This is a genomic window from Enterovibrio litoreus (genome assembly GCF_045679545.1).
Lineage (GTDB): Bacteria > Pseudomonadota > Gammaproteobacteria > Enterobacterales > Vibrionaceae > Enterovibrio.
In genome coordinates this window covers 2,841,865-2,867,888 of sequence record NZ_CP166194.1, presented here as the reverse complement: position 1 = coordinate 2,867,888, position 26,024 = coordinate 2,841,865, and the positions used below count along the sequence as shown (strand labels likewise).

The 26,024-nt window shown below is 48.0% G+C and carries 15 protein-coding genes, 3 tRNA genes and 2 rRNA genes; 14 read left to right on the top strand and 6 right to left on the bottom strand.

Annotated features, from left to right (window positions below):
• Nucleotides 1-14: 14 nt before the first annotated feature.
• The 6 genes from AB8599_RS12660 (at nucleotide 15) to mepA (ending at nucleotide 5,251) form a co-directional block, all read left to right on the top strand.
• A tRNA-Ile gene (locus AB8599_RS12660) sits at nucleotides 15-91 on the top strand.
• 41 nt (nucleotides 92-132) lie between these two features.
• A tRNA-Ala gene (locus AB8599_RS12655) sits at nucleotides 133-208 on the top strand.
• A 364-nt stretch (nucleotides 209-572) separates the two neighbouring features.
• Nucleotides 573-3,465 (top strand): 23S ribosomal RNA (locus AB8599_RS12650).
• Between the two features lie 248 nt (nucleotides 3,466-3,713).
• Nucleotides 3,714-3,829 (top strand): 5S ribosomal RNA (gene rrf, locus AB8599_RS12645).
• A gap of 105 nt (nucleotides 3,830-3,934) precedes the next feature.
• Nucleotides 3,935-4,011: transfer RNA gene (locus AB8599_RS12640), tRNA-Asp, on the top strand.
• A gap of 397 nt (nucleotides 4,012-4,408) precedes the next feature.
• A complete protein-coding gene (mepA, locus tag AB8599_RS12635) occupies nucleotides 4,409-5,251 on the top strand; it encodes a penicillin-insensitive murein endopeptidase (RefSeq protein ID WP_407331265.1) in 843 nt (280 codons plus the stop codon).
• A gap of 29 nt (nucleotides 5,252-5,280) precedes the next feature.
• Here mepA and AB8599_RS12630 read toward each other — a convergent pair whose 3' ends face one another.
• Nucleotides 5,281-5,535, bottom strand: a complete 255-nt coding sequence (locus AB8599_RS12630) for a YfhL family 4Fe-4S dicluster ferredoxin (protein WP_407331264.1) — start codon at nucleotides 5,533-5,535, stop codon at nucleotides 5,281-5,283.
• A 3-nt stretch (nucleotides 5,536-5,538) separates the two neighbouring features.
• Nucleotides 5,539-6,936 carry a tRNA 5-hydroxyuridine modification protein YegQ gene (yegQ, locus tag AB8599_RS12625; RefSeq protein ID WP_407331263.1) on the bottom strand — a complete coding sequence of 466 codons (1,398 nt, stop codon included), beginning with the start codon at nucleotides 6,934-6,936 and terminating at the stop codon, nucleotides 5,539-5,541.
• Between the two features lie 269 nt (nucleotides 6,937-7,205).
• Between yegQ and AB8599_RS12620 the strand changes: the two genes are divergently transcribed.
• Nucleotides 7,206-8,474, top strand: a complete 1,269-nt coding sequence (locus AB8599_RS12620) for a peptidoglycan DD-metalloendopeptidase family protein (RefSeq protein ID WP_407331262.1) — start codon at nucleotides 7,206-7,208, stop codon at nucleotides 8,472-8,474.
• Between the two features lie 61 nt (nucleotides 8,475-8,535).
• On the opposite strand, the gene rdgC is transcribed toward AB8599_RS12620, so the two are convergent.
• Nucleotides 8,536-9,447: a recombination-associated protein RdgC gene (rdgC, locus tag AB8599_RS12615; RefSeq protein WP_407333219.1), complete on the bottom strand. Its 912-nt coding sequence runs from the start codon at nucleotides 9,445-9,447 to the stop codon at nucleotides 8,536-8,538.
• A 123-nt stretch (nucleotides 9,448-9,570) separates the two neighbouring features.
• On the opposite strand from rdgC, the gene sbcD reads away from it, so the two are divergent.
• From sbcD to AB8599_RS12590, 5 genes are all read left to right on the top strand, one after another.
• Nucleotides 9,571-10,806, top strand: a complete 1,236-nt coding sequence (sbcD, locus tag AB8599_RS12610) for an exonuclease subunit SbcD (protein ID WP_407331261.1) — start codon at nucleotides 9,571-9,573, stop codon at nucleotides 10,804-10,806.
• A complete protein-coding gene (locus AB8599_RS12605; RefSeq protein WP_407331260.1) occupies nucleotides 10,803-14,483 on the top strand; it encodes an AAA family ATPase in 3,681 nt (1,226 codons plus the stop codon). The genes sbcD and AB8599_RS12605 overlap by 4 nt, the downstream gene beginning before the upstream one ends.
• Nucleotides 14,484-14,636: 153 nt before the next feature.
• Nucleotides 14,637-15,326: a phosphate regulon transcriptional regulator PhoB gene (gene phoB, locus AB8599_RS12600; protein WP_016960564.1), complete on the top strand. Its 690-nt coding sequence runs from the start codon at nucleotides 14,637-14,639 to the stop codon at nucleotides 15,324-15,326.
• Between the two features lie 62 nt (nucleotides 15,327-15,388).
• The gene (phoR, locus tag AB8599_RS12595) at nucleotides 15,389-16,684 is read left to right on the top strand and encodes a phosphate regulon sensor histidine kinase PhoR (RefSeq protein WP_407331259.1); all 1,296 of its coding nucleotides are present in this window, start codon (nucleotides 15,389-15,391) and stop codon (nucleotides 16,682-16,684) included.
• Nucleotides 16,678-17,625 (top strand): PstS family phosphate ABC transporter substrate-binding protein, encoded by a 948-nt coding sequence (locus tag AB8599_RS12590; protein WP_407331258.1) that lies wholly within the window; start codon nucleotides 16,678-16,680, stop codon nucleotides 17,623-17,625. The genes phoR and AB8599_RS12590 overlap by 7 nt, the downstream gene beginning before the upstream one ends.
• A gap of 135 nt (nucleotides 17,626-17,760) precedes the next feature.
• On the opposite strand, the gene ppx is transcribed toward AB8599_RS12590, so the two are convergent.
• The 3 genes from ppx to AB8599_RS12575 are packed head-to-tail and all read right to left on the bottom strand — an operon-like array spanning nucleotide 17,761 to nucleotide 21,886.
• On the bottom strand, nucleotides 17,761-19,269 hold the full coding sequence (ppx, locus tag AB8599_RS12585) for an exopolyphosphatase (RefSeq protein WP_407331257.1): 1,509 nt from the start codon (nucleotides 19,267-19,269) through the stop codon (nucleotides 17,761-17,763).
• Nucleotides 19,262-21,358, bottom strand: coding sequence for a polyphosphate kinase 1 (gene ppk1, locus AB8599_RS12580; RefSeq protein WP_407331256.1), 2,097 nt, complete (start codon nucleotides 21,356-21,358; stop codon nucleotides 19,262-19,264). Before ppk1 ends, ppx begins: the two co-directional genes overlap by 8 nt.
• 15 nt (nucleotides 21,359-21,373) lie before the next feature.
• Nucleotides 21,374-21,886 (bottom strand): glycine cleavage system protein R, encoded by a 513-nt coding sequence (locus AB8599_RS12575; protein ID WP_407331255.1) that lies wholly within the window; start codon nucleotides 21,884-21,886, stop codon nucleotides 21,374-21,376.
• 241 nt (nucleotides 21,887-22,127) lie between these two features.
• On the opposite strand from AB8599_RS12575, the gene AB8599_RS12570 reads away from it, so the two are divergent.
• Both AB8599_RS12570 and pstA read left to right on the top strand, forming a co-directional pair.
• Nucleotides 22,128-24,299 carry a phosphate ABC transporter permease gene (locus tag AB8599_RS12570; RefSeq protein WP_407331254.1) on the top strand — a complete coding sequence of 724 codons (2,172 nt, stop codon included), beginning with the start codon at nucleotides 22,128-22,130 and terminating at the stop codon, nucleotides 24,297-24,299.
• Nucleotides 24,300-24,355: 56 nt separating this feature from the next.
• The gene (gene pstA, locus AB8599_RS12565; protein WP_407331253.1) at nucleotides 24,356-26,002 is read left to right on the top strand and encodes a phosphate ABC transporter permease PstA; all 1,647 of its coding nucleotides are present in this window, start codon (nucleotides 24,356-24,358) and stop codon (nucleotides 26,000-26,002) included.
• Nucleotides 26,003-26,024 lie beyond the last annotated feature (22 nt).

Here is a 26,024-nt window from a genome sequence, read left to right as displayed (position 1 = left end):
AACGTTACTTAGATGGGTCTGTAGCTCAGGTGGTTAGAGCGCACCCCTGATAAGGGTGAGGTCGGTGGTTCAAGTCCACTCAGACCCACCAATTTCATTTCCTAGATGAAATTGGTACTAAGTAATACCTATGGGGTTATAGCTCAGCTGGGAGAGCGCCTGCCTTGCACGCAGGAGGTCTGCGGTTCGATCCCGCATAGCTCCACCACTCTTTAAAAACATTCTCACGAGTGTCTTTAGAAAGTGGACATCTCTGTCTCAGAGACACATCACTTTGCTCTTTAAAAATCTGGAAAGCTGACTAGTAGATTTACTTCTTCTTTGAAAAAAGAGGGAATAAATTGAAATCTGTTTCTTATCTCTCTACCCGAGAGGTAACGAAACAAAAGTTCTCAAAACGTTAATTCTTCGGAATTAACACCAAACACATTCAAGTGTTCTTGGTTTCATTCTTCTCTTAGAGAGGGATGAATATATTTGAGTCCGGCGAAAAACCGTTCAACGTAAGTTGAGCATGTTCTTAGGAACAACCTTGGTTGTTTGCCATACATAAAGACCTCTTGGGGTTGTATGGTTAAGTGACTAAGCGTACACGGTGGATGCCTTGGCAGTCAGAGGCGATGAAGGACGTAGTAACTTGCGATAAGCGTAGATAAGGCAGTAACAGCCACTTGAGTCTACGATTTCCGAATGGGGAAACCCACGTGCATAAGCACGTATCATGCAGTGAATACATAGCTGTATGAGGCGAACTCGGGGAACTGAAACATCTAAGTACCCGAAGGAAAAGAAATCAATTGAGATTCCGGCAGTAGCGGCGAGCGACCCCGGATTAGCCCTTAAGCGGTTTAAGTGTTAGTGGAATACCCTGGAAAGGGTAGCGATACAGGGTGATAGCCCCGTACACGACAATGCTTTTATCGTGAAAACGAGTAGGACGGGACACGTGGTATCCTGTCTGAACATGGGGGGACCATCCTCCAAGGCTAAATACTCCTGACTGACCGATAGTGAACCAGTACCGTGAGGGAAAGGCGAAAAGAACCCCTGTGAGGGGAGTGAAATAGAACCTGAAACCGTGTACGTACAAGCAGTGGGAGCCTCTTCGTGGGGTGACTGCGTACCTTTTGTATAATGGGTCAGCGACTTACTTTTAGTAGCAAGGTTAACCGAATAGGGGAGCCGTAGGGAAACCGAGTCTTAACTGGGCGAATGAGTTGCTAGGAGTAGACCCGAAACCGAGTGATCTAGCCATGGGCAGGTTGAAGATTGAGTAACATCAATTGGAGGACCGAACCGACTAATGTTGAAAAATTAGCGGATGACTTGTGGCTAGGGGTGAAAGGCCAATCAAACTCGGAGATAGCTGGTTCTCCCCGAAAGCTATTTAGGTAGCGCCTCGGACGAATACTACTGGGGGTAGAGCACTGTTAAGGCTAGGGGGTCATCCCGACTTACCAACCCTTTGCAAACTCCGAATACCAGTAAGTACTATCCGGGAGACACACGGCGGGTGCTAACGTCCGTCGTGGAGAGGGAAACAACCCAGACCGCCAGCTAAGGTCCCAAAGTTATCGCTAAGTGGGAAACGATGTGGGAAGGCTCAGACAGCCAGGATGTTGGCTTAGAAGCAGCCATCATTTAAAGAAAGCGTAATAGCTCACTGGTCGAGTCGGCCTGCGCGGAAGATGTAACGGGGCTAAGCGATACACCGAAGCTGCGGCATCAACTCTTCGGAGTTGTTGGGTAGGGGAGCGTTCTGTAAGCCGTTGAAGGTGAACTGTAAGGTTTGCTGGAGGTATCAGAAGTGCGAATGCTGACATGAGTAACGATAAAGGGGGTGAAAAACCTCCTCGCCGGAAGACCAAGGGTTCCTGTCCAACGTTAATCGGGGCAGGGTAAGTCGACCCCTAAGGCGAGGCCGAAAGGCGTAGTCGATGGGAAACGGGTTAATATTCCCGTACTGCTTATAACTGCGATGGGGGGACGGAGAAGGCTAGGTGAGCTTGGCGACGGTTGTCCAAGTTCAAGTGCGTAGGTGGGTGTCTTAGGTAAATCCGGGACGCTGTTAACACTGAGACACGATGTCGAGTCACTACGGTGATGAAGTCATTGATGCCATGCTTCCGGGAAAAGCCTCTAAGCTTCAGGTTATAAGCAATCGTACCCCAAACCGACACAGGTGGTCGGGTAGAGAATACCAAGGCGCTTGAGAGAACTCGGGTGAAGGAACTAGGCAAAATGGTACCGTAACTTCGGGAGAAGGTACGCTGCCTCCGGTGAAGTCCCTTGCGGATGGAGCTAGAGGCAGTCGCAGATACCAGGTGGCTGCAACTGTTTATTAAAAACATAGCACTGTGCAAAATCGAAAGATGACGTATACGGTGTGACGCCTGCCCGGTGCCGGAAGGTTAATTGATGGGGTTATCTTCGGAGAAGCTCTTGATCGAAGCCCCGGTAAACGGCGGCCGTAACTATAACGGTCCTAAGGTAGCGAAATTCCTTGTCGGGTAAGTTCCGACCTGCACGAATGGCGTAATGATGGCCACGCTGTCTCCACCCGAGACTCAGTGAAATTGAAATCGCAGTGAAGATGCTGTGTACCCGCGGCTAGACGGAAAGACCCCGTGAACCTTTACTACAGCTTGGCACTGAACATTGACCCTACATGTGTAGGATAGGTGGGAGCCTTAGAAGCACGTACGCCAGTATGTGTGGAGGCAATCTTGAAATACCACCCTTGTATGCTTGATGTTCTAACGTTGGCCCCTAATCGGGGTTGCGGACAGTGCCTGGTGGGTAGTTTGACTGGGGCGGTCTCCTCCCAAAGAGTAACGGAGGAGCACGAAGGTGGGCTAATCACGGTCGGACATCGTGAGGTTAGTGCAATGGCATAAGCCCGCTTGACTGCGAGAATGACAATTCGAGCAGGTACGAAAGTAGGTCATAGTGATCCGGTGGTTCTGAATGGAAGGGCCATCGCTCAACGGATAAAAGGTACTCCGGGGATAACAGGCTGATACCGCCCAAGAGTTCATATCGACGGCGGTGTTTGGCACCTCGATGTCGGCTCATCACATCCTGGGGCTGAAGTCGGTCCCAAGGGTATGGCTGTTCGCCATTTAAAGTGGTACGCGAGCTGGGTTTAGAACGTCGTGAGACAGTTCGGTCCCTATCTGCCGTGGGCGTTGGATGATTGAGAGGGGCTGCTCCTAGTACGAGAGGACCGGAGTGGACGAACCTCTGGTGTTCGGGTTGTCACGCCAGTGGCATTGCCCGGTAGCTAAGTTCGGAATTGATAAGCGCTGAAAGCATCTAAGCGCGAAGCAAGCCTCGAGATGAGTCATCCCTGACACTATAAGTGTCCTAAAGGGTTGTTGGAGACTACGACGTAGATAGGTCAGGTGTGTAAGCGCTGCGAGGCGTTGAGCTAACTGATACTAATTGCCCGTGAGGCTTAACCATACAACACCCAAGGGGTTTTAGCGGACTCAGATAAGAACATTGAATGTGTATTGAGAGATAGGCTAGTCAGATTTTCTTCAGATTTAGTATCTTGCCGTTATCCATAGAGATAGCGTAGGCAGGGTTTATTCTGGCAAAGCCGCCCACGAGCTGAGCGAGGAAGTGTACGACTGTACATGACCGAGTGAAGGAGGCAGGCAATGCAGCCAGAGTGAAGCCTGACAAGCGGGATACAACAACAGAATTTGCTTGGCGACCATAGCATTATGGACCCACCTGATCCCATGCCGAACTCAGTAGTGAAACGTAATAGCGCCGATGGTAGTGTGGGGTCTCCCCATGTGAGAGTAGGACATCGCCAGGCTTCAAATTCGTTTTCATCTTTTTAAGAAAAAGATGAAGGCAAAAAGTTAGATACGCGCGTTGAACGGCGTGTATCGGATAGACACCAAGGTGTTTATCACCGTGTGGAGCGGTAGTTCAGTTGGTTAGAATACCGGCCTGTCACGCCGGGGGTCGCGGGTTCGAGTCCCGTCCGCTCCGCCACTTATTAGAGAAACCTCAGCAGAAATGCTGAGGTTTTTTGCTATCTGCGCCCCAGAAAAGTGCTTCGCACTTTAGGTTGCGTCCGGGAGGTCGGCCCCACTTGCCGTGCGCGTTGAGTCTGGTCACTCCACCATTTATTAAAAGAAGCCTCGCCAGAAATGACGGGGCGCTCATCGTCTGATATTCGCAAGTTTCAGCCACAAGTCTCCTTAACCAGCGCTTGATAATCTCCTAAACCATAACAATACTTTTTCTAGTTATTGTGACTCTCGAGTATTCATACTCAATCTCTATTTAGAACAATGCCTCTAAGGCTATAACTCTCAAATCTGGTTGAACAATTTGAAAGATGCGGCCTGCTTGGATGGGATCGATGGCAAATGTAATGAGGGGTGAGATGAAGAAGAACTTATTGATGATCCTTTTCATATGTCTCTTCCTGCTTGGTGCTTGTGTGACTATAGCGCAGGCCAATCCATGGGAAGATGTCTCTGAACCATCAAAAGGCAGTGAGCAGTCTATAGGAAGCTATGCGAATGGATGCTTGAGTGGCGCAGAAGCGTTGCCTTTAAAAGGGCAAGGTTATCAAGTGATCCGCCCATCCCGTCAACGGTACTACGCACATCCAGATATGGTGACCTACCTTAAAAAGCTTGCTTCAAAGACGCACAAGTTTGGGTTAGACGATTTGATGATTGCTGACATTTCTATGCCTCGAGGTGGCAATTTCTCTAGCGGCCATTCAAGTCATCAAACAGGCTTGGATGCAGATATTTGGTTGAGTTTTGCGCCGGAATCCTTAACCCAACAAACGTTAGAAAGCCCAACACCTATTAGTGTGGTTGATCTAAAAAACTACTCAATTCGTCGTGATGATTGGATGGAAGATCATGCGATTCTTTTTCAGGTTGCAGCTTCAGAGCCCGAGGTTGCAAGGGTCTTTGTCCATCCTGTCATAAAAGAAACGCTTTGCGGCATGGAGTGGGAAGACAGAGAATGGCTGAGAAAGCTGAGGCCATGGTGGGGGCACCATTATCATATGCATGTGAGACTTCATTGTCCTGATGGAAATCTAGGATGCGTACCACAAAATTCTATACCAGTAGGCGATGGCTGCGGGTCAGAGTTGATGAGTTGGCGTCCTAAGCCAGACGATGGCAAAAAAAATAAAGTGACAGTCACGAAGAAAAAGAAAGTTAAGGTGAAGCCGAGCGAGTGTCAGATAGTTTTATCGCAATAAAAAAGCGCCTTTCATAGGCGCTTTCTCGATTAGGCTAAGCCTTGCAGTTTGACGAACTTTTCCAAGAGTTCATCATTAGTTTCCTGATTCTCAGGATCAATGATGATGCAATTGTTGATAGGACAAACTGACTGACAGGTTGGCTTTTCATAATGACCAACGCATTCAGTGCATTTGTCTGGATCAATTTCGTAGATCTCAGCGCCAAACGTTATCGCTTCGTTCGGGCATTCAGGATCGCACATATCGCAGTTAATGCACTTCTCGGTGATCAATAACGCCATGGATTACGCACTCACCACTTCAATGGCGTTTGGATTACGGGTATTGGTACCCGCAACCAAATTGCGCATAAGCAGACCAAAATCGAGGTTCATGTCTTCAGGCATAGGGATGAAGACAAAGTGACCATTACCTTTCGCATCGTCGATCACTTCACTCTTACGGTTTTCCATTGTTTCTAGCGTGAAGATAACATTGCCGCTTGGCGTCATCACTTCCAATGAGTCACCCACAACAAACTTGTTCTTCACTTCGACTTCAGCCAAATCACCACGGCGCTTGCCGGTGAATTCGCCAACAAATTGCTGGGTGTCTGAAACAGAGTAACCGTATTCGTAATTTTGGTATTCACTGTGGTTGTGACGACGAAGGAACCCTTCTGTGTAACCGCGGTGCGCTAGGCTTTCTAGCGTGCCCATCAAGGTCTCATCAAAAGGCTTGCCCGCCACCGCGTCATCAATTGCTTTACGATAGACTTGTGCAGTACGTGCACAGTAGTAGAAGGACTTAGTACGGCCTTCGATTTTCAGCGAGTGAACGCCCATTTTGGTCAAACGCTCTACGTGCTGGATAGCACGAAGATCTTTTGAGTTCATGATGTAAGTACCATGCTCATCTTCAAACGCCGCCATTTTTTCTTCTGGGCGATGTGCTTCGCTCAGCAGAACAACGTCATCAACGGGTTTGCCTAGACCCAAGGTGTTGTCTGGGCGCTCTTCGACTTCGTGAATTTGTACGCCAGATGTGCTTGGCACTTCAACGATTTGTCCGGTTTCATCTTCTGTGGCTTTTTCGGCTTTGTATTCCCAACGACAAGCATTGGTGCACGTGCCTTGGTTTGGGTCACGTTTGTTGATATAGCCTGAAAGTAGGCATCGTCCAGAGTACGCCATGCAAAGTGCACCATGAACGAATATTTCAAGCTCCATCTCAGGGACTTCTTGGCGAATTTCTTCGATTTCTTCCAAAGACAATTCACGCGACAAAATGACGCGCTCAACGCCTTGGGTTTTCCAGAACTTTACGGTCGCCCAGTTAACGGCATTTGCCTGGACAGACAAGTGAATAGCCATCTCAGGAAACGCTTCACGAACCATCATGATAAGACCTGGATCTGACATGATCAGCGCATCAGGCCCCATGTCCACAACGGGCTTCAGATCGCGAATGAAGGTCTTCAGCTTGGAGTTGTGTGGCTGAATATTACATACCACGTAGAACTTCTTGCCCAAAGCATGAGCTTCATCGATACCGATTTGAAGGTTCTCGTGATTGAATTCATTGTTACGCACACGAAGGCTATAACGCGGTTGGCCTGCGTAGACCGCATCTGCGCCATAAGCGAAAGCGTAACGCATGTTTTTTAGGCTGCCAGCTGGCGACAAAAGTTCTGGTACAAACATATTCTTGGCTTCTATTTTCTGAGTCTAAGTCAGGCCACATCGAACTTGATGTGGGGTAGCGGGCGATTTTACTGTGATCTGGTTAACATAGCCAGTTTCATTCAGGAAACCAATCGAAGAAAATAATGTCTCTCCTATGGTCTGCAAACTTACTCATTGGCAGCGCATAAATTGACATTATGATGAAATGAATTGTACGGTGCTTTATTATACTGTCACCTATAGTTCTCATTGAACGAGCAAAAATCAGAAGTTTGAGAAGTGGATTGATGTACGAAAAGAAACCCAAGACGTTTAGTAAGCTGTCTAAATCGATGCTTGGCTTGATGGGATTGTCACTTGTGACGATGGCGGTGTCCGTTAACATGAAAAACGACCCGATTCGAATCATCCCACTCAACATCTCGGAATCTGTGATGCCATCGCTTGCCGCGTTGGAAACACCCTCTGAAGTCATTGTCGACCTCCCTGCCTATGAATACACCATTCAGTCAGGTGATAGTCTCAGCGAAATTTTCATGAAGCTGGGGATTCCTTACAGCGATTTGTTGAAACTAATGGAAGCTGACTTAAACCACCTGCGTATAGATACACTAAAGCCCAATGATATATTGCGTTTTTGGGTTGATGGCAGTGGTAAACACCTTGAAAAGTTAGAGCTTGAATTCAACATTGCTCAAAAGGTTCAATACAAGCTCTTAGATGATGGCTCTTATGAGTTGGAAGAGATTGATGTTCCTGGCAACTGGATTCAGACGGTGGCTGTTGGTGATATTGAAGGAAGTTTCTCAGTCTCAGCTCGCCGAGCAGGACTGAGCTACAACGATGTGGAAGTGATTACCAGTCTGCTCAAAGATAAAATTAACTTCTCGCGTGATCTCCGTGCGGGTGACAAGTTTGAAGTCGTTCGAGCTGAGCAGTTTGTTGATGGTCAGCCAAGTGGGCAGCGCGAAATACAAGGTATTCGCATCGAGCGCAGAGGTGCGCCGATAACGGCTTATCTTCACACCGATGGCAACTATTACGATAAGCGAGGCGAAAGCCTTCAGCGTGCGTTTCAGCGCTATCCTACAACGTATAAAGAGCGTATCAGTTCTCACTTTAATCCTAAGCGAAAGCACCCAGTGACAGGGCGCGTATCTCCGCACAATGGCACTGATTTTGCTGTTTCTACTGGAACGCCAGTCGTATCTACAGGTGATGGTGTTGTGGTGATGGTACGTAATCACCCGTATGCGGGAAAGTATGTGGTTATTGATCATGGAAACCAATTCCGTACACGTTATCTGCACAACAGTAAGATATTGGTGCGTAAAGGTCAGCGTGTTAGCCGTGGTCAGAAAATAGCTTTATCTGGACGAAGCGGGCGAGTAACCGGGCCGCATATTCACTATGAATTGCTGAGTCGTGGCCGAGCTGTCGATCCGATGAAAGCCAAGATCCCAATGGCAACATCCGTGCCTCGTGCAGAGATGACTGACTTTAAGAAATCAGTCGCCGCGTTTGACAAAATGATGTTAGCGCAGCAATTCAAATAAAAAATACGGGGCATCATCATGATGCCCCGTATTACTATTCAAACTGTGCTATTTCACTGAATTATTCGGTTTTATCAACGCCGTCAAGTTCCTCATAGAGGTTTGGCAGGAATGCGCCTAGTTCACCGCACATCAGCGACAAATCTGCATCTAAACGTTGAGCCATATCTTCACGGTCAATGTCCGCATTTTGATCGCGTAGTTCTTCCGAGAACTTAATGCGCTTGATAGACATGTCATCACACAGCATTAAATCAATACGATCTTGCCAGTTGAGTGCCAGTTTAGTGACCAGCTTATCAGCCTCAATATGCGCCAGAATCTCATCACTCGACAGATCTTGTTGCTTACAGCGAATCACGCCGCCTTGCTCTAAAATGGCTTTGAGTTCTGCTTCATCACCGATAGTGAAACCTTTTGGCGCGGCGTTAGAGCGAACCCACTCAGTCATCGCTAGTTCTACTGGTTTGTTGGTTTCCACAGGAACAACAGGAAGACTACCCAACGATTTGCGAAGCAGCGCCAAGACGTCTTCTGCTTTTTTAGCACTGCTAGCATCGACAATCACAAAGCCCGTTTTTGGCATAATTAACGCGTAGGTTTGGCTTAAGCGGCTAAATGCACGTGGGAGCAAATCCATCACGATGTCATCTTTAATGCTGTCTTTTTCTTTCTTTTTCAGCGGACGGCCTTGTTCGGTTTCCATTGCCTCAACGCGAGCATTTAGCGAATCTTTGATCACTGACGCAGGCAGCATTTTTTCTTCTTTGCGTGCGCAGATCAGAATATTGGCATCGCTGACGTGAGTCAGCATATCGCCGTGTCTACCTAACGCCGTCGTCCAACCGAACTTTTGCATATCTTGGCTGCCACATGGCGTGAAACGAAACTCAGATAGCTGCTTTTCAATGTGCTCAGGGTCGAGATCGATCTCTCGAGTAAGGCGGTAGGCAAAAATATTCTTAAACCAAATCATGGCGAGTCTCTATCCATCCGGTAATGACAAAGGCCACATGGTATTGCATTCATAGCAGAATGTCGCTCCAAATGGAGTACAATTTGGCGCAGATCTAAAACAGCGAGTAAACGAACGGCGATGAAAATACTTCACACTTCTGATTGGCATCTAGGGCAAAATTTCTTCACGAAAAGCAGAAAGCACGAACATCAGGCTTTTCTGGATTGGCTGCTAGATCAAATCGATCAACATCAGATTGATGCCGTCATTGTGGCGGGAGATATTTTCGATACAGGCGCACCGCCAAGTTACGCACGAGAACTCTATAACAAATTTGTGGTGGCGATCAGCCAGCGCCAATGTTCGCTGATTGTTTTAGGGGGAAACCATGATTCTGTTTCTACCCTCAAAGAATCGAAGGCTCTATTGGCGTGCCTGAATACATACGTGGTGGCGAACAGCAGCGACAATTTGCAAGATCAGTTACTTGAACTCAAGCAAGCCGATGGAACAGTCGGCGCGATTTTGTGTGCCGTGCCATTTGTTCGCCCTCGAGATGTGGTTACCAGTCAGGCAGGAGAGTCTGGTTCGGATAAACGCCAAGCATTGGGTGATGCCATCAAATCCCATTATCATTCGCTTTACCAAGCTGCGATTCACCTACGAGATGAAAACCAATGGGATGTGCCAATCTTGGCTACCGGCCATTTAACCGCACTCGGTGTCAGCCCTTCAAAGTCAGTACGGGATATTTATATTGGTACGCTTGATGGATTTGCCGCAGACGGTTTTCCGCCAGCAGATTACATCGCACTGGGTCATATTCATCGGCCCCAAATTGTCGCCAAATCAGAGCACATTCGCTATTGCGGATCGCCTATTCCCTTGAGCTTTGATGAACTTAAATTTGCGAAGCAAGTTGTTCTAGTGGAGTTTGAAGGTAGTCAACGAGTTAGCATTGAGTTGATTGACGTGCCGAGGTTTCAGCCTATGGCTGTCCTAAAAGGGTCATTGGCTGACATTGAAGTACAGCTTAATGCGTTAAAAGATCATGATGATCCAAAACCTATTTGGCTACACATTGAAGTTGAGGTTCAAGACTACCTTTCTGATCTTCAACAGCACATTCAAGCACTGACTGAAAACTTAAATGTCGACGTGCTGCAACTGCAACGTGCTCGCGGACATAAAGCACAAGCGCTGACGCAAGAAGCAAAAGAAACCCTGGCAGAACTGACTCCAGGTGATGTGTTTCAAAAACGATTGGCACTTGAAGTGTTTGAAGGCGAAGAAGAACAAGCTCGCATGAAACGTATCCAAAATCAGTTTTCTCAAATTGTTGCTGAGATAGAGCATGTGGAGGCAAGCGAATGAAGATTTTGAGCCTGCATTTTAAAAATCTGAACTCACTAAAAGGTGAGTGGAAAATTGACTTCACTCAACCTCCTTTTGTCGACAATGGCTTGTTTGCGATAACCGGCGCAACAGGCGCGGGCAAAACCACCTTGCTGGATGCGATTTGTCTGGCGCTCTATCACCAAACACCCCGCTTAGGGATGATCACCACGTCGAACAACGAAATCATGACGCGCGGTACAGCCGAGTGCTCCGCTGAGGTTGTGTTTGAAGTGAAAGGTCATCCGTATCGTGCCTTTTGGAGTATGCGACGTTCGCGTGGCAAAGCTGATGGCAATCTGCAACAAGCCGATGTTGAGCTGGTGGATCTTAAAACGGACAGAGTGCTCGCGACCCAAGTAAAGCAAAAAAACGAACTGGTTGAGCGAGTGACTGGGCTGGATTTTTCACGATTCACCAAATCCATGATGCTGTCTCAAGGCGAATTTGCTGCTTTCCTCAATGCCAAAGAAAACGAGCGTGCAGAACTGTTAGAAGAGCTTACAGGGACCGAAATCTACGGGCGTATTTCAGAGAAAGTCCATGAGCGCTATACCGCGGCAAAGGCGGCACTCAGCGAAAAAGAAGCCGAAGCAAAAGGAGTGCAGTTACTGAGCAGTGAGGAGCAGGAGGCGCTTGAAAATGAGCAGAAAGAAAAAGAAGTCTTGCTCAAGATTGAGCGGGAAAAGCAAAGTGATTTGACTGCACATCTGTCCTGGTGGAAAGAGCACCAGAAAAGCCATCAGGAAAAAAAACAAGCTGAAACCCAGCAGCAATCTGCGGAAGCAAATTGGCAGGCAGCGAAGCCGCGATTAGACAAATTGATTAACAGTGAGCCAGCGGAGAAACTGCGTTTGCCATTTGAACGCTGGCAGTCGTCGCTGAAAAGCGTTGAATCCGCAACAGCAAACTTGGCCTCCAAGCAGGAAACGCTGAAAGCCAACACTGAAAAGCGTGCCCAAGCGGATGAAGCATTGTCAAAAGCGTCAGATGCACTGGCACTGACGAAAGCCCAACAAGGTGAGTTGGAAACCCTGATCAGCGAGCAAGTTATGCCACTGGACAGTGAAATCCAACATCAATCTCAACGCCAGCAGGAGTTATTGCAGCAACAGGCAGGATTGAAAGCCAAACAGAAGGAATTGACTTCAGCGCAGCAAAAAACCTCAAAAAGCGTTGAGTTGAAAAAGCAGGCACTGGAAGCGGTAAGCACTTATCTGAATACCCATCAGTTTGCGGGCCAGCTTAAACAGCACCTTGGCCAATGGGCGCAGATGGGCCAACAGATCGCGCAGGAGCAAAATGCGATTGCATCGCTGAGCCTATACGACATCGACCTTACCGCTCAACTGCAGTCAGAAATTGCCAAAGCAGAAAGTTCAGAGAAAGAAAAACAGGCTGCGCTGGCAAGAACCGAGCAAGCCAAACAGGCTTGGGATGTACAGCAACACGCATTCAACAAAGTCACTGAAAATGGGGATGTTGAGGTACTGGATAAACAGCGTGAACAACTCAGTGCGCAGCTTTCTACTTATTTCCAGTTAAGCCAATGGCAGCAACAGTGGCTGAATCTGGATAAAGAGATCGCGGAAAAGCACTTAGTGATGGCAGAGAAAAAAGAGCAAGGCAAAAGTTTAGCTCAAGACGTCACGGCGTTAACTCAGCAATTCAGAGATAAAGAGCAGTTGATTGACGTGCTGCAAAAGCTTCTCGATCAGGAAGCGCATCTTGCTCACTATCGAGCGACGTTGAATCCGAATGAGGCATGTCCACTTTGTGGCTCCACTGAGCATCCAGCCTTATTGGGTGAAGTGGTCAGTGTGTCCGACTCAATGCGTCAATTGACCGAAGCGCAGGCGGCTAAAAAAGAGATTTACGAAAAAGGCAAAACAGCGAGAGAGAAGTACGAATCTTTAAAACTTTACGTTGAAGAGATCCAAAGGCAATCAGATAGCTGCCAACGTGAACAGATGGTGCTTTGTGAGAAATGGACTCAAGCTGCATTGCCGATGAATGTCACCCTGACTATCGAACAGCGCGATGCTTTCACTGAGTTCAATGAGCTGCAAATCCATCAGCGCGATGAATTAACCCAGCGCCTGAACGCGCTGAAAGCCCAAGAGAAAAGCCTGCAGCAAGCGAAACAGCAGTGGGATGAGGCGGCGCGTACTTTGGAATCAATCGAAAAAACCTTGTCGATAGTCGCTGTGACGATTGAGAGCAAAAAACAGGAAGCCAAAAAGCTCGCTAATGAAAAACGCCAGAAGCTCGACTATCTTGACACGCTCGAAAGCGTGCTGAGCAAGCAGATTGCTGACAATGGTTACCAAGCGCCACCTCATGGCGAGCTCCAAGCCTGGCTGGAGACGAGAAAGCGAGACGCCGATGCGTGGGAGACAAACCAGCAGCAAAAAGAGGCGTTGGAAAAAGCGGTTGTCTTGCTTGAGGCTGAACTTTCAAATTGCCTGAAAGAGAATAATGCTCTGGCTGAGCAGTTAAACGCGCTGCAAGCCGATATTGATGCGCTGTCAGATAAGCTTGACGTGGCGAAAGCCAAACGTGCTCAGCTGTTCGGTGATAAGCGGGTGGATGACGAAAAACGCCGCATGACAGCCAAATCAGCGCAAGAGGAAGAAAGCTACAAAGCCGCACAAGCCCTTGCCCAGCAATACCTCGGGGACTTGCGCGCCATTCAGGCAGAAGTGGCTACCCAAACCCAGACGCTGGAAACCTTAGCAACAGAGTTGGAAGCCCATGTTGCCGGGTGGGAAGCCAGTCTGACAGCATCACCGTTTGAATCGCTAAACGAATTCCATTCTGCTTTGCTGCCGGATGAGGAAAAACAACAGCTACTCAATGAAAAGCGTGCTTTGGAAAGTGCTTTGGAGGGGGCTAAAGTGCTTCTGAAAAAAGCCCTTGAACATGTCAATCAGGTTGCCGCCCATGAGCGGGCACAAGAGTGGGGGCTGACACCATTTGAAATCGTGGAAACCGCGCTGACTGATCAATCTGAAAGCCTGGATGCCCTTATGCGCCGAAGTGGTGAGTTAAGTCACGCACTCGCCTCTGACAAGCAACGTCGCGAAAACCAACAAGCATTATTTCGCGACATAGAGCGTATTCGCGCAGACTACGAAGACATTCAGTATCTTCATTCGCTGATCGGCTCACAAAAAGGCGATAAATTCCGCAAGTTTGCCCAAGGGCTTACGTTGGACAATTTGGTGTATCTCGCCAACAGACAGCTTGAACGTATTCATGGGCGATATCAGCTTAGCCGTAAGCAAGGTGAAGGATTGGAGCTCAGTGTGCTCGACACTTGGCAAGGTGATATTGAGCGTGACACCAAAACCCTGTCTGGCGGAGAAAGCTTCCTTGTGAGCTTGGCACTGGCTTTAGCGCTATCTGATTTGGTAAGTCATAAAACCAGCATTGATTCCCTGTTTCTGGATGAAGGTTTTGGCACCTTGGACAGCGAAACCCTCGACATTGCATTGGATGCGCTCGATAACCTGAATGCATCGGGAAAAATGATCGGCGTGATCAGTCATATCGAAGCGATGAAAGAAAGGATCCCAACACAATTGCGCGTATCCAAGAAGACAGGATTGGGAATTAGCGAGCTAGAATGTGACTATCGCGTCTCGAAGGCGTAATCTTCTCTAGAGCATATGTTCCGTGGTGTGTAGGGATAATTCGACATAATCTCGCGATGTCTGTACACGCATTCATCGCGAAAGGTCACAAAACTGTCATAATAGAATCACATAATGGCGCCCATAAATCATAAGTTAACCGGGTATGGAATAATGGTAAGACGGATTCTTGTTGTCGAAGATGAAGCACCGATTCGCGAGATGCTGTGCTTTGTACTGGAACAAAAAGGCTATCAGGCCGTAGAAGCAGAAGATTATGACAGTGCTCTGGAAAAAATCTGCGAGCCTTATCCTGAACTGATCTTGATGGATTGGATGTTACCGGGTGGATCTGGGATCAACTTGATCAAACACCTTAAACGCGATGAACTGACACGTCAGATCCCCGTTGTTATGCTGACAGCTCGCGGCGAAGAAGAAGACAAAGTTCGCGGTTTAGAAGTCGGCGCTGATGATTACATCACTAAGCCTTTTTCACCGAAAGAGCTAATGGCAAGATTGAAAGCGGTCATGCGCCGTGTATCGCCAACCTCTTTGGATGACGTGATTGATGTGCAGGGGTTAAAACTTGACCCTGTCTCTCACCGCGTGACCGCGAATGAAAAACCGCTCGATATGGGGCCAACAGAATTTAAGATGTTGCACTTTTTTATGACCCATCAAGAGCGTGTTTATAGCCGCGAGCAGCTTCTTAATAACGTTTGGGGCACCAACGTATATGTAGAAGATCGCACTGTAGATGTGCATATTCGCCGTTTGAGAAAAGCACTGGAAGAGGACGGACATGATAAGCTCGTTCAAACCGTGCGCGGTGCTGGCTACCGTTTCTCAACGCGTGCGTAAACTGAAAAATTAGCGTTCATGTTGCTGTCCGTTGGCCACTGGATGGCCTGATGGAGACATAAATGGTCGAAAGACTCACATGGAAAAAGCTGGCTCTAGAGCTGGCTTTTTTTTATTTACCTTGGTTCGTGATTGGCTGGTTCTTTGGTGGTCTGCCTTGGCTACTACTTCTCGCCACCGTGCTGGTTCTGCTATGGAATTTTTACCACCAACTCAAGCTTTCTGATTGGCTCTGGAAAGAGCGTAGTCTTACCCCGCCTTCCGGCTCTGGCAGTTGGACACCGCTGTTTAATGGTATTTACCGGCTACAAAAACGTAACCGTCGTCGTCGAAAAGAACTGGCGAATTTGATCCGCCGATTCCGTAACGGTGCTGAATCACTCCCTGATGCAGTCGTCGTGTTTGAGCATGATGGTTCGATTGTATGGTGCAACAAACTGGCGCAAGACCTGCTTGGTTTCCGAATGCCTGATGATGCGGGGCAATACATTGGCAACCTTATCCGTACCCCTGAATTCATCGAGTACTTAAGCCGTGCAGAACTGGGGGAAGCGTTTGAGATGCGTTCACCGCTTCATGTATCTAAAACTCTTGAGTTTCGTACCATGCCTTACGCGGAAGGCGAATATCTGATGGTGGTACGTGATATCACTCAGCTCAAACAGCTTGAAGGCATGCGCCGGAACTTCTTCGCCAACGTTTCTCACGAATTACGGACACCCATGACAGTGCTTCGTGGCTATCTGGAGATGGCTGAAGACCCTGACATGCTGGTGGGACCAATGTGGGGAAAAGCACATGGCGTAATGACAGAACAATTGACGCGCATGGAGGGTTTAGTTGAGCAACTACTTACGCTCTCGAAAATCGAAGCCAGCGTGAAAATTGCCCTTGATCAGAAAGTAAATGTTCCTGCCATGTTGGATGTATTGCAAAAAGAAGCGCAAGCACTCAGTGGCGATCAAGCGCATGAGTTTGAATTTGACGTAGACCACTCTCTTAGCGTGTTAGGAGATGACGACCAACTGCGCAGTGCCATTTCTAATCTGGTGTATAACGCCGTTAAACACACGCCAGCCAGCGCGAAAATCACGGTACGTTGGTTTAGAACAGCAGAAGGGCCTCGTTTGGAAGTGAAAGACAGTGGCGAGGGCATCGCACCTCAACATATTGATCGTCTGACGGAGCGCTTCTATCGCGTCGATAAAGCGCGTTCTCGCGAAACGGGCGGCAGTGGTTTGGGGTTGGCGATTGTGAAGCATGCGCTGAATCACCACGAATCTGAACTCGAGATTTACAGTAAACTGGGTCAAGGCAGTGTGTTTTCGTTCACCTTGCCGGAGCGTTTGTCATGCTAAAACGCGTTATCGCCCTGATTGGTTTGTTGATGCTTGGCAACGTAGCGCAGGCCGATGATCATCTGCCTCTTTATCATCGCGCTGACAATATCTCTGGCAACTTATCTACCGTAGGGTCTGACACTCTCGCCAATTTAGTGACCCAGTGGGGAACGCTATTTAAGAAATATTACCCCAGTGTGAATGTGCAAATCCAAACATCGGGCTCGTCGACTGCAGTCCCTGCCCTGATTGAAGCAACCGCGCAGTTTGGCACTATGAGTCGAGCCATGCGTCCACGCGAAGTGGAGCTTTTTGAGCGCAAGTATGGTTATCCGCCAACAGCCATCAAAGTTGCCATTGATGCCATGGCGATTTTTGTTCATCAGGACAATCCACTGACAGCGCTGGACATGACCCAAGTGGATGCCTTGTTTTCAGAAACGTTGCGCTGTGGTTCAACGGAGCGTTTTGAGAAGTGGGGCCAGTTAGGTCTCAGTGGAAGCTGGGAGAAACGTAACATCCAGCTGTTCGGGAGAAATTCTGTTTCAGGTACGTACGGCTTTTTTAAAGACAAGGCCTTGTGTGACGGTGACTTTCGCGCAGATGTGAATGAGCAACCCGGCTCAGCATCGGTTGTGCAGTCGGTAAGTTCATCGCTAAATGCCGTTGGTTATGCAGGGGTGGGGTATCGTACAGCAGGCGCGAAAATGTTACCGCTAGATGTAGATGGTGAGCTTGTGTATGCAAATGTTGATAATGTCACCACTGGCGTGTATCCGTTATCACGCTACTTGTATGTGTACCTTAACAAGGTGCCAAATAGACCGTTAGCGCCGATGGAGGCCGAGTTTATTAAGCTCATTTTGTCGCGTCAAGGGCAGGCGCTTGCAGCCGGTGAAGGCTTTGTGCCTTTGCCTGATAATGTCATTGAAGATCAATTGAAGAATTTGGGCCTGTAATGTGCCATCGACGAATGTCCCAACAATAAATTGACAACGAATAGCTGCCAGAGATGAAAATCATCAAGTAAAAAGCCGATGAAACAAGCGTTTCATCGGCTTTTTTGTCGCTATTTCCCGTACCGCCTCCAGGCTTTATTTCGCAATAGTGAGCGTCCAGCCTGCCGCACTCCAATACGCCTGTTCAGTTTCTAGATCTGCCGCGAGCAATCGGTTTTGGCTCAGCCAGTCTTGCGGGAAAACCAGTGACCAATGATCGTTATCAGCTTCTATTTTCACCTCCGGTAGCGGATCGCCAGAGCGTTGAACATTGAGCACGCAAGCAAGGCGTAACGCGCGAATCAACGGGAAAATGTGTTTCAGTTTGAACAAGGCGAACTCAGGCATCTCACCTAACTTTAAAGTCTTACGGTGAAAGCGTGTCAGGGTCGCCAATACTGTTTGTTGCTCTTGGTTGAAGCCCGGTAAATTGGTGTTTTGCAGAATATAGGCAGAATGCTTGTGAAAACCGGAATGTGAAATACTCAAGCCCACTTCATGCAATAGCGCGGCCCAACTCATTAGGATGGAAAGCTCGGCTTTTTTAGAGCCCAGTTGAGGCTCTGCTTGTAAGTATAAGTTCTCAGCCATTTCCTGAACACGTTCGGCATGTTCTTGGTCGATGTGGTAGCGCTCAGCGAGATCGGCAGCGGTGCGGCTTCGAATATCACTGTGTTGGAACCGCTCTTCCATTTCATAGAGCAACCCTTCTCGAAGAGCACCGTCAGAGAACACCATTTTTTCAATGTTGAGCGCATGAAACACACCAGAAAGAATGGCGAGGCCAGCGGCGAAAACGGGCTGTCTGTCTGGCGTGAGGCCAGGAAGTGCTAATTCATCGCTTGATTTAACACTCAGCACCTGATCAATTAAGTTGTCGAGGCGCTTGCGGGTGACAATGCCGTCATCATGGCCATCGGCAATTAACACTTCACGTATTGATTTTATAGTGCCAGACGATCCGACCGCCTCCTCCCAGCCATGTTTAATATATTGGTGCGCCATGCTCTCGAGCTTTAGCTCGGTTGCCAATTGGGCTGCAGCGAAACGTTTATGCGATATTTGCCCGTCTTTGAAGAAGCGCTCGTTAAAGCTGACACAGCCCATTCGTTTGCTGTTTACTAAGGTGGGATTGAAGCCTCTACCGATGACTAACTCGGTACTGCCTCCGCCAATATCCACCACTAATTTTCGCCCTTCCCCTGGTTGCGTATGGCTCACTCCGAGATAGATAAGTCGCGCCTCTTCAACGCCAGGAATGATTTCAATGGGGTACGGGAAGGCATGCTGTGCGCGTTGCAAAAACACATGGCTGTTTTTTGCCTCACGCAAAGTAAAGGTGGCCGCAACACGCACGTTTTCTTCGTCAAACCCCTGTAAGCGCTCGGCAAACATGGCTAAGCACTCAATGCCGCGGTCAATCGCGGCATTGTCGAGGTTTTGAAGATTATCCAGGCCAGAGGCAAGCCTAACGCGCTGTTTGTGTCGACTGACAATTTGGAGTCCTTGGCCGACAACCCGGGCAACGACCATGTGGAAGCTGTTTGAGCCGAGATCAATAGCTGCGATCTCTCTTGGTTTTTCTGTATTGGTGGTATCACTCATTCTTCTGCTTGTCCGCTAACCGTCGTCTTTCAGTTCTCTCCATTTGTTTAAGGTAATCGTAAATTTCAATCTGTGAGCGTATTTTTTTGCGATTTCCGCGTTTTACGTAGGCGTTGGACATTTCTTTGTCTAAAACGCGCGCTTTGGCACGATCGGAAAACTGAATTTCGAGGATATCCATAATGCGGTCTTTCAAGCGCTCATCTTTGATTGGCGTGGCAACTTCAATGCGGTTATCTATGTTGCGTGTCATCCAATCGGCTGAAGAAATGTAAACGTCTCTCTCTCCACCGTTTTCAAAAGCAAAGACGCGAGGATGCTCAAGGAAGCGGTCAACGATACTGATTGCCCGAATGTTTTGACTCAACCCCTTAACCCCGGGGATAAGCGAGCACATACCTCGCACAATCATGCGTATTTTCACGCCTTCACTGCTGGCCTTGTACAACATGTCCACCAAGCCAACATCAACGAGATTATTCACTTTCAACGTGATGCCGGATTTACGTTTGGCTTTTGCGTGTTCAATTTCGCGATCGATCAGCCGGTACAATCGGCTGCGTGAGTTGCGTGGAGACACAATTAATTGGGTGAACTTGACGGGTTTATAAGGGTTTTCGATGAAGTTGAAGACCTTACGCACTTCTGTCGTGAGGGATTTATCGGCCGTGAACAAGGAAAAGTCGGTGTAAAGGCGGGCGGTTTTTTCATGAAAGTTACCTGTGCCGATATGCGCATATTCGCGCAGTCCGTCTTCTTCTCGACGTGATATTAAACATAGTTTGGAGTGGATCTTTAACCCTGGCGTACCAAAGACAACTTTGACGCCTGCATCGGTCAACACACGCGCCCATTCGATGTTTGCCTCTTCATCAAATCGCGCTTGGAGTTCGACGACCACAGTGACCCGCTTTCCGTTGTTGGCGGCATCAATCATCGAATTAATAATGCGACTTTTTTTGGCGACACGATAAACATTGATGCGAATACTGCGCACTTTAGGGTCGTAGGAGGCTTGGCGCACCAACTCTGTCATGTGCTGAAAAGTGTGGTAAGGGTAATAGAGCAGTACATCGCGTTCGCGAATGGCATCAAAAGCGTTAACGGATTGACGGAAATCGGCAGATTCTATCGGCGGTAGCGGTGGATTTTCCAAATAGCGCATACCGACGTTGGGGAAGCCAATGAAATCTTTGAAATTGTGGTAACGCGCGCCCGGTAGCACACTGTCGTAGTCCGAAATACGCAGCATTTTGATGATGCACTTGACCATGGCTTTGGGCATGTCGCGTTGATAAACAAAGCGCACGGGCAGTGCAGTCAAACGCTGATCCAAACTGTCGGACATATTTTCAAGCAGACTATGATCGACTTCGTTAGTGAGGTCATACTCTGCATCGCGCGTCATTTTCATGGCATACGCTTCAATACTGTCGTAATCGAAGAAACCTTGGAAGATTTCATCGAGACAGAGTCGAATGATGTTATCGAGCAGAATGATGGTTTTACGTCGACGCCGACCCTTAGGTTCCGGCACCTTAATAAAACGCTCGATTTCATCGGTGGGAATTTCAATTAGCGCATAGCGTGTTTCTTGATCTTCTTTTTTTAACTCAACGACCAGATAGGAATATGCATCTTTGAGGAAGGAGAGCAAATCCATGTCGTCGGTAAGAATAATGGGCGTGATATGGGGAAGAAGATTGCTGACAAAGTGTCTTTTCAGCCAGTTCTGCTGATATTCCGTCAATTGAAGTTCGTTGACCAAGAATATGTGTCGACGTGCCATTTCTAGCAAAATGTCGTTGTAGAGGTGGTCAAAATCTTGGTTAAGCTTCAGTACCTTCTCTTGAATTTTGCTGAGCAACTCTTTGGCGTTATTGTGGACACCTTGCTCTTCATTAATCAAGATGCGACGTTTCACATCGGCAAAGCGCACTTGATAAAACTCATCAAGATTGCTGGAGAAGATCCCCAGAAAGCGCACACGCTCTATAATGGGGACATTCTTGTCAGCCGCTTCTTGAAGCACCCTTTCATTAAAGGACAGCCAACTTAGTTCCTTGTCGATGTATTTATCAGCGCTCATTCTTCCCTTTTCCTACTATTGTATATCGTTGACGTCAAACTCCACGATAAGATCATCAGATAGGCATTCCAGTGCCTCACCGAGATCATCTAATGACGTTGTGTTCGCGATGTCTAAATCGAAATCAGCGGTGAAAATGACACCGCCAGAGTTAGCGGCACTTTGTGCGCTGGATTCTAGGTTGTTGATGTTTATTCCAAACTTTGCAATTTCTCTCGTGACTTCTTGAATAATACCCGGGCGATCATTGCCTGTGACGGTGAGAGAGTGTGTTGTGGTGTCTGGTTCTGATTGATGGGGCGCATCGGCGATAAGAACATCAAGATCGGGAATGCGATTGAGCGCAAGTGACAGCGCGTTTGCATCATCATCTTTAATGTCGACTTGAATGATGCCCGCAAATTTACCCGCGAGCTTACTTAGGCTGCTCGCCTGCCAATTTCCGTGATGCTTGAATACGGTGTCAGAAAGCTTTTCTACAAGGCCAGGGCGATCGGTGCCGATCAGAGTGATCACTAACTGCTTCATGGTTGGTCCTTAACGTCTACAGCGGAATGAAATCTCATTATTAGATTTGCATGAAAGCGTGTCCACTGCTGCATTAATGAGCGCTGTCGAACTGTGTCTCACATCAATGTTAGCGAAGGCTAAACATGTTTTATTACAAATTTATTTCATATGCCCAACTTGGTCTATATTTCTAGGCTGTCACATTTTTGTCATCAAATGGAAATATTATAGGCCGCTTAATTTAGAAAAAGAGGTACCAATGGCAAACGCCACCCATTCGTTGACGCAAGGAGATCCCCGTCGACGTTTCAAAGACAAGCTTGCTCGCCTATCTGTCACTGGGGGCGGTCTTGTGGTGTTATTTGCATTGTTGCTGATTTTTTTCTACCTCGCTTACGTTGTTCTCCCTTTGCTCAAAAGCCCTGATGTGAAAATGGGGCCGCAATTTGATGTCGGTTTTTCCGATGCCCCTGTTCAAATCGGCATGGATGAAAATAGCCATATTGGTTTCCGCTATTCCGATGCAGGCGATCTGACAGTATTTTCATTGACCGCTCCGCGTGATGTATTGATCCGCAGGCAATTAGCCGCGTCTCCAACCAGCTTTTTTACACCGAATACTTCGAGTAGCGTCAGTGCTTATGGTCTAGATGACGGTTCTGTGTCGTTTCAGAGACTGCGTTTTCTTGCACATTATAAAGACGGTGTGCGCAGTTTTACGCCAGATATTCAATCCCTCGATCGTGTCAAACTTGGCGACCCCAGCGCGCCTGTGACCAGCGTTTCTTTCGCATTAAATGGCGATGATCGTGTCATCGCGGGCATTGTGGGTGACACCTTAAATCTCATTGCCGAGCAATCGGGTCAGGAGTCATTGCGTGTTGCGATTCCCACTGAAAGTGATGCAACGGTATTAGTGACACCAAACGGCAGAAAGCTGTTCGAATTGGTGGGAGAAGAGCTTAACGTCTACAACCTTTCTGATAAAAAGGTGTCTTTGCGCGAGACGGTGAACATTAAGACGGTGACGGGACAGTTGCCAGAATCAATAACCTTGCTGGCTGGTGGACATTCTTTGTTGGTGAGGTTGGCTGATGGTCGCATTGGGCAATGGTTTGATGTGGTGAAAGCCAATACGCGAACACTGACCATGGTGAGAGAGTTTTCCACTCAGAACGGTTATTTGGCCGTCGAAGCGCATCGAAATGTTTTCGCCAACCTTGCGGGGAACGGCGCGCTGTCACTTTGGCATGCTCCAACCGAAACATGGAAAAATTTTGATTTCCCGACGCTGACGAGTCATGTGGATGCAGTGAGTTTTTCACCTCGTGCAGACCGATTGTTGGTCGAACAAAATCAAATACTCACAGTATTGGATGTCGATAACCCTCACCCCGATGTCAACATTACCTCTTTGTGGAAAGAGGTCTGGTATGAAGGCTACAGTGAGCCTGATTACGTGTGGCAGTCCACGTCAGGTAGCGAAGCGTTTGAAGGAAAGCTCAGCGCTGTACCAGTGGTCTTCGGCACCATAAAAGTGGCTGCTTATGCTCTGATATTCGCGATTCCGCTCGCAGTTGGCGGTGCGATTTACACTGCGTATTTTATGCCATCTGGACTACGTAAAGTGGTGAAGCCAACCATTGAAATCATGGAGGCATTACCGACGGTTATTCTTGGTTTCCTCGCTGGACTCTGGCTTGCCCCTATTGTTGAAACGCACCTTCCTGCGGTGTTTATCATCTTCTTCGCAATGCCAATTTCTTTTTTGGCGACTGCGGTTGTTTGGACATCATTGCCCCGAAACTGGCGCCAGAGGCTGCCAGCAGGCGGGCATCTGTTTGTGTTGATCCCCTTAATTTTACTGATCGGATTGGCAGCATTTGCAATTGGCCCATGGGTGGAAAATACCTTCCTTGGTGGTGACAGTCGTGTGTTTGTTACTGATGTATTAGGTGTTAATTTTGACCAGCGTAACGCGATTGTGGTTGGTCTAGCGATGGGTTTTGCCGTGATCCCTACCATCTTTACCATTGCGGAAGATGCAATTTTTTCGGTGCCGAGTCATTTAACCAATGGTTCACTTGCCTTAGGAGCAACGCATTGGCAAACGCTCACTCGTGTTGTGCTGCTTACTGCCAGCCCTGGCATATTCTCTGCTGTCATGATGGGGCTTGGGCGTGCTGTAGGTGAAACCATGATTGTTTTAATGGCAACGGGCAACACGCCGTTGATGGAGTGGAATCCTTTTGAAGGCTTACGGACACTCTCGGCAAACATTGCTGTTGAAATGCCAGAATCTGAAGTGGGCAGTTCGCACTATCGCGTGCTTTTTCTCACGGCATTTATTCTGTTTAGTTTTACGTTTCTATTTAATACGGTGGCAGAATTTGTTCGTCAGCAGTTGCGAGATAAATACCGTGCGTTGTAACTTGTCCGTTAATCATTCCTGCTTGCTATTGGCTATATTCCCAGCAAGGAGTCGTGATGTTTAAGCGGCTCAACAGAAGCTCGCCGTGGGTGTGGATGACAGCGGGGATGGTAAGCTTATGCCTGGTCGCCGTGCTGGGCGTGATGCTTTTGATTGGGTGGAAAGGACTCACTTTTTTTTGGCCCGCTCCTGTCTATGAGTTTCAGGTTGATACCCAGCGAGGTACTGAAACCTTGTTTGGCGAAATTTATGGCGTGGAATCTGTGTCTGCCAATCAGCTCAAGGAAGCTGGCGTTAAACTAAAGCCAAATTTTGATTCTGAGCAGAATCGCTTTTTAATTAAGATTGGTAACCGTGAGCGAGAAGATCATGACTTCGTTTCTGTACTTGAACAAAATATTCTCTCACAAACCCCTCGACCTGATATTGCTGTGATTGAACGAACTGAGCATGGTGCATTTTTTGGTGTGCCGACGGGGTACATGCAACGTGGAAAGGTTGTCGAGAGCGGTGTAACGCCAAGGTTTTTTGAAGACAAAATCGAGATTGCTGATCAGCAAAGAGAAGCGATTCATCACATTGAACAAGGTGAAATCGAGAAGGTTAATCGTCAACTAAACGTGCTCAATTCGGAAGCTGGCACCTACAAGAAAGCCGACCAAGCTGTCCCTCAAATTATCCTTGATGAAATTGAGACACTCACTGAGCGATACCAAACCTTAGCGTCGTCATTAAACGTGATGCGTTCTGCACTTTCCCTTGATTATCTTATCATCAAGGATCGGTCTGGACTGTCAGTGAAAGTCCCGCTCAATGATGTGCTTTCAATATGGTATCCCAATGCGATGAGTTGGCACGAAAAGCTAATTCACTGGGCGCATCAGATTGTTCGTTTTGTTACTGAAGACCCCAGAGAAGCCAACTCAGAAGGCGGGGTGTTTCCAGCGATTTTTGGCACGGTACTGATGGTGCTTCTGATGTCCGTGATGGTTACGCCTTTGGGGGTGATGGCTGCGGTGTATCTTCATGAATATGCCGGCAAGAATGCGTTTACGCGTATTATTCGTATCGCTGTGGTGAATCTGGCGGGTGTCCCTTCTATTGTATACGGCGTGTTTGGGCTTGGTTTTTTCGTCTATTTTGTTGGCGGAAACATCGATGACCTATTTTATTCAGAGACATTGCCGAACCCGACATTTGGCACTCCCGGGCTTTTGTGGTCGTCGTTGACGCTGGCTATTTTAACGCTACCCGTGGTGATCGTTTCCACAGAAGAAGGCCTAACGCGCATTCCAGTGTCTGTGCGTCACGGCTCTATGGCGCTGGGTGCCACACAAGCGGAAACCTTGTGGCGTATCGTTTTGCCTATGGCAAGCCCCGCCATCATGACAGGCTTAATTCTCGCAATTGCTCGTGCAGCGGGGGAAGTGGCCCCCTTGATGTTGGTGGGTGTAGTGAAAGTGGCGCCAAGCCTGCCATTGGATGGGAATTTCCCTTTCTTGCACTTGGACAGAAAGTTCATGCATTTGGGGTATCATGTTTATGACGTTGGTTTCCAAAGCCCCAACATTGAAGCGGCAAGACCACTGGTTTACGCGACCTCCTTACTTCTGGTGACAGTGATTGTAAGTTTGAATTTGGCCGCTATTACCATACGTAATCATTTGCGCGAAAAGTACCGCGCATTGGAACAAGAACTGTAGGATCCGGAAAGGAACAAACGAC

What these genes read in the sequence shown, in the direction of transcription:
- mepA (WP_407331265.1), top strand. Translation starts at nt 4,409, where the DNA reads ATGAAGAAGAACTTATTGATGATCCTTTTCATATGTCTCTTCCTGCTT.
- AB8599_RS12630 (WP_407331264.1), bottom strand. Translation starts at nt 5,535, where the DNA reads ATGGCGTTATTGATCACCGAGAAGTGCATTAACTGCGATATGTGCGAT.
- yegQ (WP_407331263.1), bottom strand. Translation starts at nt 6,936, where the DNA reads ATGTTTGTACCAGAACTTTTGTCGCCAGCTGGCAGCCTAAAAAACATG.
- AB8599_RS12620 (WP_407331262.1), top strand. Translation starts at nt 7,206, where the DNA reads ATGTACGAAAAGAAACCCAAGACGTTTAGTAAGCTGTCTAAATCGATG.
- sbcD (WP_407331261.1), top strand. Translation starts at nt 9,571, where the DNA reads ATGAAAATACTTCACACTTCTGATTGGCATCTAGGGCAAAATTTCTTC.
- AB8599_RS12605 (WP_407331260.1), top strand. Translation starts at nt 10,803, where the DNA reads ATGAAGATTTTGAGCCTGCATTTTAAAAATCTGAACTCACTAAAAGGT.
- phoB (WP_016960564.1), top strand. Translation starts at nt 14,637, where the DNA reads ATGGTAAGACGGATTCTTGTTGTCGAAGATGAAGCACCGATTCGCGAG.
- phoR (WP_407331259.1), top strand. Translation starts at nt 15,389, where the DNA reads ATGGTCGAAAGACTCACATGGAAAAAGCTGGCTCTAGAGCTGGCTTTT.
- AB8599_RS12590 (WP_407331258.1), top strand. Translation starts at nt 16,678, where the DNA reads ATGCTAAAACGCGTTATCGCCCTGATTGGTTTGTTGATGCTTGGCAAC.
- ppx (WP_407331257.1), bottom strand. Translation starts at nt 19,269, where the DNA reads ATGAGTGATACCACCAATACAGAAAAACCAAGAGAGATCGCAGCTATT.
- ppk1 (WP_407331256.1), bottom strand. Translation starts at nt 21,358, where the DNA reads ATGAGCGCTGATAAATACATCGACAAGGAACTAAGTTGGCTGTCCTTT.
- AB8599_RS12575 (WP_407331255.1), bottom strand. Translation starts at nt 21,886, where the DNA reads ATGAAGCAGTTAGTGATCACTCTGATCGGCACCGATCGCCCTGGCCTT.
- AB8599_RS12570 (WP_407331254.1), top strand. Translation starts at nt 22,128, where the DNA reads ATGGCAAACGCCACCCATTCGTTGACGCAAGGAGATCCCCGTCGACGT.
- pstA (WP_407331253.1), top strand. Translation starts at nt 24,356, where the DNA reads ATGTTTAAGCGGCTCAACAGAAGCTCGCCGTGGGTGTGGATGACAGCG.